General features: G+C 60.4%; 7 protein-coding genes. 3 read left to right on the top strand and 4 right to left on the bottom strand.

The window, feature by feature from the left end; all coding sequences use genetic code 11:
- The 3 genes from ACXWUF_RS10790 to ACXWUF_RS10780 form a co-directional block, all read left to right on the top strand.
- Positions 1 to 516 (top strand): hypothetical protein (locus ACXWUF_RS10790; RefSeq protein ID WP_458494684.1); only part of this gene is annotated, 516 nt, incomplete at its 5' end.
- 236 nt (positions 517 to 752) lie between these two features.
- Positions 753 to 1,004 carry an acyl carrier protein gene (locus tag ACXWUF_RS10785; RefSeq protein WP_458494683.1) on the top strand — a complete coding sequence of 84 codons (252 nt, stop codon included), beginning with the start codon at positions 753 to 755 and terminating at the stop codon, positions 1,002 to 1,004.
- A 3-nt stretch (positions 1,005 to 1,007) separates the two neighbouring features.
- Positions 1,008 to 2,720, top strand: coding sequence for a hypothetical protein (locus ACXWUF_RS10780; RefSeq protein WP_458494682.1), 1,713 nt, complete (start codon positions 1,008 to 1,010; stop codon positions 2,718 to 2,720).
- Between the two features lie 67 nt (positions 2,721 to 2,787).
- Here ACXWUF_RS10780 and ACXWUF_RS10775 read toward each other — a convergent pair whose 3' ends face one another.
- The 4 genes from ACXWUF_RS10775 to clpB form a co-directional block, all read right to left on the bottom strand.
- The gene (locus ACXWUF_RS10775) at positions 2,788 to 3,477 is read right to left on the bottom strand and encodes an acyltransferase (RefSeq protein WP_458494681.1); all 690 of its coding nucleotides are present in this window, start codon (positions 3,475 to 3,477) and stop codon (positions 2,788 to 2,790) included.
- A gap of 84 nt (positions 3,478 to 3,561) precedes the next feature.
- Positions 3,562 to 6,378, bottom strand: a complete 2,817-nt coding sequence (gene prsT, locus ACXWUF_RS10770) for an XrtA/PEP-CTERM system TPR-repeat protein PrsT (protein ID WP_458494680.1) — start codon at positions 6,376 to 6,378, stop codon at positions 3,562 to 3,564.
- 339 nt (positions 6,379 to 6,717) lie between these two features.
- Complete coding sequence (locus ACXWUF_RS10765) at positions 6,718 to 8,097, bottom strand: sigma 54-interacting transcriptional regulator (RefSeq protein ID WP_458494679.1); 1,380 nt, start codon at positions 8,095 to 8,097, stop codon at positions 6,718 to 6,720.
- Between the two features lie 651 nt (positions 8,098 to 8,748).
- Positions 8,749 to 11,337 carry an ATP-dependent chaperone ClpB gene (clpB, locus tag ACXWUF_RS10760; RefSeq protein ID WP_458494678.1) on the bottom strand — a complete coding sequence of 863 codons (2,589 nt, stop codon included), beginning with the start codon at positions 11,335 to 11,337 and terminating at the stop codon, positions 8,749 to 8,751.
- Positions 11,338 to 11,512 lie beyond the last annotated feature (175 nt).

The raw sequence follows: 11,512 nt of genomic DNA, 5'->3' as shown, positions 1-11,512 counted from the left end.
CGTTGCGACCCTTACTATAACCATCCCTGGCTAGGCACCAACCTAGTCTCATTCTGGACCCGCTTCACCTTCCATTATCGGGAATTCTTGGTGCGGGTATTTTTTTACCCAGTATTTTTCCGTTACTTCCGAGACAATACCAAGCTACGGATTTTCGCGGCCACCATGGCGGCGGCGTGTTTCGGCAATCTATTCATCGGCCATCTGCCCTTCGCCGCCGTCGAGGGTGTCGACGGCAAATACTCAATCAGCGCTATGGACATACTGGGTTCCTGGCCGTATTTCTTATTGCTGGGAATAGGAATCTCATTCACCGAGCTTTACCTGCTACATAAGAAAACCAAGACCCAGCGCAAACCCTGGACCTTTGACCGCCGCTTTCCGCTGGATATAGTGGCGGCTTATCTCACCATACAGTTTTATTCGCTGATTCACGTTTTCATCACGCCCTGCAACAACGGCAGCTTGGGCGACTATACCCGGCTGTTTTTGATTGGGCTGGGGATAACATTATGAACCCTCATAATCTATAGGATGGGTGAAAGTGCGCCATAAGGGGCGGCGAATTTGGAAAGTTAACCGGCGCACCATAACCCATCAAAATGGTATGACAACCAAGATGGGTTGCGGCGCACGGACAAGCTTTCGGGATTGGCTTTCCCTCACTGTGTGCCTCCACCCATCCTATAACCTATCCGCTTTCCGAAATCTATAACCCCCCTGACTTAACCACTTTCAAACACGCGAAAACCATGAACAAACCCACCATCATCAACCACCTAAAAACCTATCTCCAACAAAACGCTAAAGGCCAAACCGGGGAATTAACCGAAACCACCCAACTCCTGGATGAATGGTTCGCCGACTCCATGGAAGTCATCAATATGGTGTTATTTCTGGAAAAGCAATTCGGTATCAAGATGCGGGATAGCGATATTAGCGCGGAGAATTTCGAGACGCTGGATACCCTTTCAAACTTCGTGCTGTCCAAACTCCCGGCCTAAGCCATGGCGGGCCTGCTCCGTGACCGCCCCGCCACTCCCGAGCAGAAGGCGCGGAATGCCGCCCGGCACAGCCCACGGGCGGTCGCGGCGGTGCTTGCCATGCTGGCGCTGTACGCCTATTTGTTCACCCAGGTGGCGGCACCTTTGGGCCTGCCCCTGCCGAAGCAAGTCGCGGAATGGGCGGGGTGGGTGCCCGCCGGGGTGTTCGACGAAGACCGCAACGTCGATAGCGAATTGTGGTTATACCGAGGCACTTCGGACCTAGCGAATGACGACCAGCGCCTCGTCCTGTTCGGGGTCATCGCCGGGGCGTTCCTGTGCGCTTATTTCCTGCCGATGCGCTTCAAACAGGCGTCCTTGGTGCCCTGGTTCCTGGTCGCCGGACTGATTCTGTACGGCGGTCCCGCCGTGGCTGGCTTGCTGGCCGCGCACCTGGTGATTTACCTGCTATTCCACGCCCCGCCGCCCCGGCAGGGATTAGGCATCGCCATCGCCGCCGGAACCCTGGGCTATTGGGCCTTCGCCGCCGATGCGGGCGCGTCCCCGGCGGTGGCCTTGATCTGGGGTGCCGTCGCCATGGGATTGCAACTGCACGGACTGCCGCGCCTGGAAAACCACCCCCGCGCCCTCGCTGCCTTACGCACCATCTCCATCCAATCCCCGCTGATCGTCGTGCTGCTGGGCGCCTTCGCTGAAGGTCTGGACGGCAGCGCCTGGAAATTGCCGTTAGGGTTTCTGCTGTTTTTCTGGCAGTGGGAGCGGCTGATGATGTACCACATCGACTATAACGCTGGGCAGGTGCCGAAAAACCTGCCGATTACCGATTATCTGCCGGTATTTCTCACCCCCGCCGTGCTGCCCAATTGGCATTGGGGCGTCACCATTGGCCAGGGGTATAGTTATCTCGGTAAAAACTTTCTGGCCGAGGACAAAAACAAATTAGCCATTGAGGGCATAAAAATCTGGGGCGTGGCCCTGATTTATTTGGTTTTCGGGGAATGGATACGCTTATCGTTGGTGGAGGCATTCACCCATTTCGGGCCGAATGTCCATCGGGCGCTCACCAAGGATTTAGTCTGCGACTTCGTGCATACCGGGCAAGCCAGCACGGCTTCGGTATTATCGACCACGCTGCTGGATCAGGTCCGCTGGTTCATGGTATGGGCGGCGGTGCTGCATTTCAAAACGGGAATGTGGCGAGTATTTGGCTACCGCATGGACCCGTATTTCAACCGCCCCTGGCTTGCCACTAATTTGGTGGCATTTTGGGCGCGGTTCACGTTTCATTACCGGGAGTTTCTGGTCCGGGCATTTTTCTACCCGGTATTCTTCCGTTGGTTCCGCGAACATACCCGCTTGCGGATTTTCGTCGCGACCATGGCGGCGGCGTGCTTCGGTAATTTATTTTGGGGACATTTGCCTGAAGAGTTTTATTACAAGGGCTTGCGCTTCGAGAATATCTCGTCGGTATTGCAAACTTGGCCGTATTTTTTGCTGCTGGGCTTTGGGATTTCGTTCACCGAGCTTTATTTGTTGCAGAAAAAAAGCCAGCGCAAACCCTGGACGCGGGATTGGCGAATTCTGTTGGATATACTGGCCGTGTACGGCACCTTGCAGTTTTATTCCCTGATTCATGTATTCGCCCGACCGTGCGAGGGCGGCATGATTGGCGATTATGCCCGGCTGTTTTTGATTGGGTTTGGAATCCATCTATAAATACCCTTTTATAGGATGGGTGCAGCGCAGCGAAACCCATCACTTCCGGGCTAAAGCTCCACCCATCCTACGATTTGAGCTTCCAACGCGACGGGCGAATATCCCTAACCTTCACGGCGGGTATGCCGTCCCAGAATTCCCCCGGCGGAATCTTGGTGCCGTTGTTCACCCGGGACATGGCCGCGACCACGGCGTTCTCGCCGACCACCACGCCCGGCGCGATGACGCAGCCCGCGCCCACGGTGCCGCCCCGCGCCACCCGGACGCCTTGCAGGGCGAAGCGGTCGGAGGTGATCGAGTGAGCGCCCAGGATGGTGCCATCCCCCACGGCGGCGAAGTCCTCGAACACGGTCAGCAAGGGGTCGGTGATATTGACCCGGCCTATGGCGACATTGGCCCCGATTTTGACGCCCAACACCCGGTAATACAGCACCCGCGTCATTGCCAGATTCAACGGCCCCAGCCCCACTTTGGCGAGATCGCCGATCAAGGTGCAGTGCTTCCAGAGGGTGAATTGCGGGTGGTCGAAATCGTAGACGCCCTCGCGGAATGGATAGAAGCGGGTCAGCAACCGCAGATAAACCGCCGCCACGCCCCCATACACCAGCAAGAGCGCGATGCCATACCCCAAGGCATATAAGGCGCCGAACCCACGGGCCAGCACCGGCGCCGCGAAATTCATCACCAAGCCGGTGAGGCCGAGGGTGAGCAGCAAGCCCAGACTGGTGAACAGCACATCCTTGTAGTCGATCTTCATCACTCACTCCTTATTCAGCCGGGTTAGGCCGACTCGGTTTTGAAAACCGAGTCGGCCTTTATCGTTGCCACCCACCCTACGAAACTATTCCCCAGCCTGGGTGGCCACGCGGTTGAACAACGCCTGCGCGTCCTTGCGTTCCGGGAAGGGCCGGTCATCGGACAGCAAGCTCTTGACGGTTTTGAGGGAATCCCCGGTGCGGCCCGCTTTATTCAGCGCGACAGCCAGCCGGTAGCTAATGGACGGATTGCCAGGATCAAGCGCCACGGCCCGCTTGAGCAAGTCAGCGGCGCGGAGGTCTTGGCCCCGGTCCATCAATATCGCGGCCAGGGTATCCAGCACCATGGGTAATTGCGGAGCCGCCTCCGCCGCCCGCTCAGCCAGTTCCACGGCCCGCGCCGGGTCGCTGTCCCGCAACAGCCAAGCGAGGTCGTTCATGGCGGGCACATTGCGCGGGCTGGATTCCAACAACTTTTCCAACTGCTGGCGGGCGGCTTCCCGCTTTCCCGTTTCCCGGTACAGGCCCGCCAGCACATAACGGCCAAGTCCGTCATCCGGGTGGCCGTCCAGCCATGTTTCCAGGGAAGCGACCGCCCCCGCCCTGTCCCCGGCCTGCCATTGCGCCTGCGCCAGCCGGGTGGCGACGCGGGTGCCCGGCGCCGTTTCCAGCAATTTCCGATAAGCCTGCGCCGCGTCCTGATGCTGGCCCCGGAGGCTGGCGTACCAGCCTTTGAGGCTTAACACCTCCGGGTCGTCGGGCCGCTCCTCCACCAGCTTGTTCAAGCGGGCTTCGGCCTCCGGGTACTTTTTCTCCATCGCCAACAGCTTCACCTCGGCCCGCCGGGCGGGTCCGAAGGCGGGGTCCAGCGCCACGGCCCGATCCAAGGATTTGCGCATGTCCTTGGAATTGCCGTTGTCGCCCTGGGCCACCGCCAACAAGTAATGAGCCATGGCCGATTGCGGCGTGGCTTCGGTGAGGAGCCTGGCCGCGTCCAAGGCTCGGCTGGCCTGACCGTTGTCCAGGCGGGCCTGAACCAACAACGCGAGCAGCTCCGGGTGGCGGGAATATTGGGAAGGGGCTTGTTCCAGCAAGGCTTGGGCGCGGTCGGGCTGGCTCAGACGCAAGGCATACTCGGCCCGGATCAAGCGGGGCCGCAAGACGTCCGGGTTGTCCCTGATGGCGGTGTCCATGCGCTCGGCCATGGTCTTGAACTGGCCTTCCAGGGCGTCCAGCTTGCCCAATTCCATTTGCAGCGGGAGATTTTGCGGATTGGCCCGCAGAGCGCCGTCGTACCATTGCCGGGCCTCGTCGGGCTTGCCTTCCCGCAAGGCCAGTTGCGCCAGTTGATGACTGATGGCCGGGTCGCCCGGCTTTTTCTTGAGCGCCCGCCCGAAGGCTTCCTTCGCCGTCGGCAAGTCGTTCTTGGCGAGGCTCAGCCGACCCAGCAAATGGTCGGCGAGTTCGCTGTCGGGGGATTTCGCCCGGATGTTGTTGATGGCGGCAAGGGCTTGGTCAGGCTCGCCCGCCTGGATGTGAACGAGGGCAATCCAAGCGTCCGGCTGCGCTGAGTTCTGTTCCAGCGCGGCGGCGGCTTCCAATTCGGCCAAGCCTTGCGCTTTTTCGCCTTGGGCCAACAGGCTCAATCCCAGCCCTTGCCGGGTTGCGGCGGAGTTGGGATCGAGCGCGACGGCCTTTTGCAAATATTCGATGCCCCCTGGAATGTGGTTCAGGCCGATCTCCGCTTGGCCCATGAGCTTGAGGGCGGGGACATCCTCGGGGCGGGATTGCAGCACGGGCGCGAGCAGGTGTTTGACGCCCTCGAAATCCCGCTTTTGGAATTTCGCCAAGGCCATGAGTTCGGTGCCGGCCAGGGAGCCTGGCACCGCTTGGAGGAAACGGGTCAGGGATTGCTCGGCCTGGGCGGAATGGTTCTGGCTCAGATGGGCCAAGCCCAACTGGTAATAAGTGAGCGGGTGTTTGTCGTTGAGCCGCTCCGAGCGCTCCAGCGCCGTTTGCGCTTCGGCGAATTTGCCGAGCCTTAGCGCCAGCAAGCCCTCGGCGTAATGGGTGAAGTGGCTGTTCGGCGCCTCGCGCTTCAGAACTTCAATATCCTGACTGGCCTCGGCATATTTTCCCAGGGCAATCCGCGCCAAGGCACGGCCTATCCGGTCGCCTTGATTGAGGCGGCGCAGGTTCATGGCTTGGGTGTAGTCCGCCTCGGCCCTGGCCAGTTCGCCCGCGCGCTCCCACAATCCCGCCTGAAAATGCCAGAGGGCCGGTTCCTTCCCATCAACCGCCAGCGCTTCGGCCACTAAGCGCTTGGCTGCGTCGGGCTGATTTTCGAGCAGAGCGAGACGGGCCAGCCCCAGCTTGGCGAGGGGCGCGTTGCCGTCCAGGGCGAGGGCTTGCTGATATTCGGCCTTGGCCTTATCGGGCTTGCCGAGGGCCAGCCAAGCGTCGCCCCGCCAAGCCAGCAGCCGGGTTCGATCACTGGCCAGCAAGGCTTCGGCGGGCATGATCTCGGTGAGTAAGGCTTGATGCTTGTCCTGAATCCGCAGCGCTTCGGCCAGCGGCTTGAGCAGCCCGCCCTTGGGCACCTGTAGCGCCATGGCCCGCCGCAGGTCTTTCTCCGCCGTGGCGCCGTCGCCCGCCTCGGCTTCGACCCGGCCCAGCAACGCCCGGGTGATGCCGTCATCGGGATTTTGTTGCAGCGCGTTCCGCAACTCGATGATGGCGCCCTTCAAATTGCCTTGGCCCCGCAAGGCCTGGGCTTCAGACAGGTATTCCGCTGTGGTTTTGGGCTTGGTCCAATCGCAACCGCCCAGTCCGGCGGCGGCCAAACAAATAAGGAGGGGGAATCCCGCCCAGCGACGGGTTTTTGGAGAATTAAACTTGCGCATGGATGATCTTCCCTAATCAAATGATCCGTTCCGCCCTGGGGGCACGCCTTCCGGGCGCTAGCGTCCAAGACGACAAGAGGGGCGGAATTCCTGCCGGAAATCCGCGCCGATAAAGAGTAACACACGAGGGGAAACCGGGAAGTCCCCCGGCTTGAGGGATTCGCGAATCGTGGGGCGGGTCAGGCGCACGCCATCCCATCACCCCGCGAAACACGCAAAAAATACGGCACCGTTCAGGTGCCGTATTTTTGGTTGGATTGGCTGGGGCTGCGCTTACCGAAAGCGGAGAGGCCGACCCAAACCCGCAGGAAACCGTCCGTGGCCTCCGAAATCGCCGACTTAGCGCAATCCCGCCGCCACGCTGGCGGCTGAACTGCGGATGCGGTGCTTATCCATCAAGCGGTACAGCGTCATGCGGGACACCGCCAGTTGCCGTGCGGCCCTGGAAATATTGTTTTCCGTGGCCCGCAGGGTGAGCTGGATGATTTCCTTCTCGGCTTCGGCCTTGGCCTCTTCCAGGGTCATGATGGGGCCAGTGAACTTGCCGGTGTTGGCGTCAGCCAGCGGCAGTCCTAAGTCCGGCGCGGTGATCCAGCGGTCTTCGCACATCACCATGGCGCGACGCACCCGGTTGATGAGTTCGCGGATGTTGCCCGGCCACTCGTAGCGCTGCATGGCGGTCACGGCCTCCGGAGTGAAGCCGCTGATGTGGCGGTACTTCTCGTTGACGAACAGGTCCAGGTAGTACTTCGCCAGCAGTTCCACGTCGTCGCGGCGCTCCCGCAGGGACGGCACGTTCACGATCAGCGGGCTGATGGCGTGGTACAGGTCCGCCAGGAAGGTGCCGTCGGCCACCATCTTCTCCAAATCCACATGGGTGGAAGCGATCACCCGGACATCCACCGGAATATCCTTGATGCCGCCGACCCGGCGCACGGTCTTCTCCCGCAGGAAGTCCAGCAGCGGACCCTGCAAATCGGCGGGAAGCTCGGCGATCTCGTCGAGGAACAGCGTGCCGCCCATGGCGTTCTCAATGCTGCCCTCTTTAGAGCGGTACGCGCCAGCGAACGCGCCCTTCTCGAACCCGAACAATTCGGACTGCATCAGGTTGGACGAGAGGGCGCCGCAGCTCACCACCACGAACGGCTTGTCGCCACGGGGCGAGCGCCGATGAATGGCGCGGGCGGCCATCTCTTTGCCGGAACCACTTTCGCCCGTGACCAGGACGGACACGTCCAGGCTGGACGCCCTTTCCACATCCGAGACAAGCTTGGTGAACTTCGGGCTGCAACCGATGATTCCCTCGTCGCCGAGGCTGGCCGTTTGAGTGCGCAGGCGCTTCATAACCAAAGCCATCCCGTAGGCGTGGCCCAACGTAAACTGCAAGCGTTCGGAATCAAGGGGAAGCGTGTGATAGTCATAGAAACCTTGGGCGATCAATTGGCAAACTTCGCGGGCTTGCAAAGCTTGCGGGGGCAAAATAGCAATCCATTCCATGGGATAACGCATGGCCAGCAGGCTGTGGACTGGCAGCAAGTCGGCGTGCTCACGCGGGCCGAACAGTATTATCCCTATATTAAACCCGTGGGTATCAATGAGGTTTTTAGCCTCATCCAACCGAGACGCCACAAATACGTCCCAGCCATTGGCTTTTAGGACGCCCAATATTTCTTCATTGGCTCCCATCGGGCCGAAGCACAAAAGTTTGCGCATATCCATGTGTTGTTCTCCTAATTTGGCTACAACTTGAATTCAATAGTTAAGTTTCGATTATGCGGCCGAACACCTGTCCGTTCCGCCCGTTGCCCTCGAAATAAAACTCCGAAAGCCACCTCCGAGCTGTGCACCCACTGCGCTCTGACTGCGATTCGGACCTGAGATATATTTCGTGCCCGCTCGCTGAGAACTCTCACTCCTGACATTCATCAAAGGACGAGAAACCCTCTTAATCTGTTCCACTCGGTGTACCGGAAGCCTAGACCATACCGATAATTTATTCCACATCAGGCAAGCCTGATCGGGAATGTTCACGAGTATCTTATTGCTAATCAAAGTGTAAAAGACTCCCCCAATTTTGCTACCCCGATTCAAGACAAAACGATAACGGGGTCGCATTTTCCAATCAAATACCTCTGGCTGGCATTCCGGCCTCCTCACCCATTCAACACACGGCGGCACCCGTCCGGGAGAAACCATACATAGCGGCAGCCGTTGAGAGCATGAACGGCCAAGGCACGTTCATTGCAGCGATTAGCAAGGGACGATTTTAAGTGTAGCAGAGATTTTGCAATCGACATTTTTGCAATTTTTTCATTCCGCCAAAGGGCCGGGCGGTGGGATTTTGTTCCCACCGCCCTACACCAAGCCGCTTCAGGCGTTCCCTGCCCGCACATGGAAGACGATCCCGCCATCCTCCATGTCCGCCCGCACCGCTTGTCCCGGCGCGACTTTGCCAGCCAGGATGTCTTGGGCCAGCCGGTTTTCCAATTGCTGCTGGATGGCTCGCTTCAACGGTCGCGCCCCATACACGGGATCGAAACCCGCCTCGCCCAGCATATCCAGCGCAACAGGGCTGACATCAAGCCCTATATCGCGCTCCGCCAACCGCTTCTGTAGATAGCCGATCTGTATCCGGCAAATGGCGCGGATTTGATCTTGCGCGAGGGGATGGAACACCACCACCTCATCGACCCGGTTGATGAACTCGGGCCGGAAGTAATGCGTCACCACCTCCATCACCGCCGCCTTCATTTCCTGGTAGTTCTCCTCGCCCGCCAATTCCTGGATGCGGTCGGAACCCAGGTTGGACGTCATCACGATCACGGTGTTGCGGAAATCCACCGTGCGGCCATGCCCGTCGGTCAGGCGGCCATCGTCCAGCACTTGCAGCAGCACGTTGAACACATCCGGGTGGGCCTTCTCCACCTCGTCCAGCAGGATGACGGAGTAAGGGCGGCGCCGCACCGCCTCGGTCAGATAGCCGCCCTCCTCGTAGCCCACATAGCCGGGCGGCGCGCCGATGAGCCTTGCCACCGAGTGCTTCTCCATGAACTCGGACATGTCGATGCGCACCATGGCCTCCTCCGTGTCGAACAGGAACTCGGCCAGCGCCTTGCACAACTCGGTCTTGCCCACGCCAGTCGGCCCGAGGAACAGGAACGAGCCATTGGGTCGGCGCGGGTCGGCGAGGCCAGCACGAGAGCGGCGAATGGCGTCGGACACCGCTTTAATCGCTTCGGCCTGACCGACCACCCGCTGGCCGATTTGCCCCTCCATCTGCAACAGCTTTTCCCGCTCGCCTTCCAGCATCTTCGAGACGGGAATGCCGGTCCACTTCGACACCACCTCGGCGATTTCCTCGTCGGTGACTTTGTTCCGCACCAGCTTGGTTTCCTGCTTGTCGGCCTGCCCGGCGGCATCCAGTTCTTTTTGAAGCTTAGGGATGTCGCCGTATTGCAGTTCCGACATCCGGCCCAAATCGCCGGCCCGCCGTGCCGCCTCCAAGTCTAGCTTGGCTTTTTCCAATTTCTCCTTGATGGCGGTGCTGCCCTGCAAGGTGGCCTTCTCAGCCTTCCAGATTTCTTCCAGTTCGGCGTAATCCCGCTCCATTTCGCCGATGCGCTCCTGCAATTCATCCAGTCGCCGCCGCGACGCCTCGTCGGTCTCCTTCTTCAATGCCTCCCGCTCGATCTTGAACTGGATCAAGCGGCGGTCGAGGCGATCCATTTCCTCCGGCTTGGAGTCGATCTCCATGCGGATGCGGCTGCCGGCCTCGTCCACCAAGTCGATGGCCTTGTCCGGGAGATTGCGGTCGGTGATGTAGCGGTGCGAGAGCATCGCCGCCGCCACGATGGCCGGGTCGGTGATGGTAACGCCGTGATGCACTTCGTACTTTTCCTTGAGGCCGCGCAGGATGGCGATGGTGTCCTCGACATTCGGCTCGTCCACCAGCACCTTCTGGAAACGCCGCTCCAGCGCGGCGTCCTTCTCGATGTATTGCCGGTATTCATCCAGGGTGGTGGCGCCGATGCAATGCAGCTCGCCCCGCGCCAAAGCGGGCTTGAGCATATTGCCCGCGTCCATGGCGCCCTCGGCCTTGCCCGCGCCGACCATGGTGTGCAACTCGTCGATGAACAGGATGACCTTGCCCTCCTGCTTGGAAATGTCGGTCAGCACCGCCTTCATGCGTTCCTCGAATTCGCCCCGGAACTTGGTCCCCGCGATCAGCGCGGCCATGTCCAAGGCCAAGAGGCGCTTGCCCTTCACGCCTTCCGGCACCTCGCCGTTGACGATGCGCTGGGCCAGCCCCTCGACGATGGCGGTCTTGCCCACGCCCGGCTCGCCGATCAGGACGGGATTGTTCTTGGTGCGCCGCTGCAACACCTGGATGGTGCGGCGAATCTCGTCGTCGCGGCCAATCACCGGGTCCAGCTTGCCTTGCTCGGCGCGGGCGGTGAGGTCGATGGTGTAGCGCTGTAGCGCTTGGCGCTGCTCCTCCACATTGGCGTCGTCGGCCTTGGCGCCGCCGCGCATGTTCTCGATGGATTTTTCCAGCACCTCGCGGTTAAGGCCCGCCTTGCGCAACAGGTCGCCCAACTGGCCCTTATCCTCCAGCGCCGCCAGCACGAAGATTTCGCTGGTGACGAACTGGTCGCCGCGCTTCTGGGCCAGCTTGTCGGTAAGGTTGAGGAGCCGCATCAGGTCGTTGGAAATCTGCACATCGCCGCCCACGCCCTCGACCTTGGGCAGCCGGTCCAGCACTTGGCCGACGGCGGCCCGCAACGGATTGACGGCGATGCCGCACTGGGCCAGCAGCGGGCGCACCGTGCCACCCTCCTGGTCGATGAGCGCGGCCATGACATGCACCGGCTCAATGAATTGTTGGTCGCGCCCCAGGGCCAGGCTTTGCGCCTCGGCCAGCGCCGCTTGGAATTTCCCGGTCAGTTTGTCCATTCGCATGATGAAACCTGCAAAAAAAGTGGATCGTTGCGGCGTGAGATTGGGATGTGGCGGGGGGATTTCAAGCAGGCGACGGGCGGGCACCCAAGGCGGCGACAGGCTGTCGTAATCCCTTCTGGCACATTTTCATTCCGAGCGCATGGCGGCCATGTCGTGGGAGTGGGCTTTAGCCCAC

Source organism: Methylomagnum sp., assembly GCF_054333355.1.
This window is presented reverse-complemented; position numbering and strand designations above follow the sequence as displayed.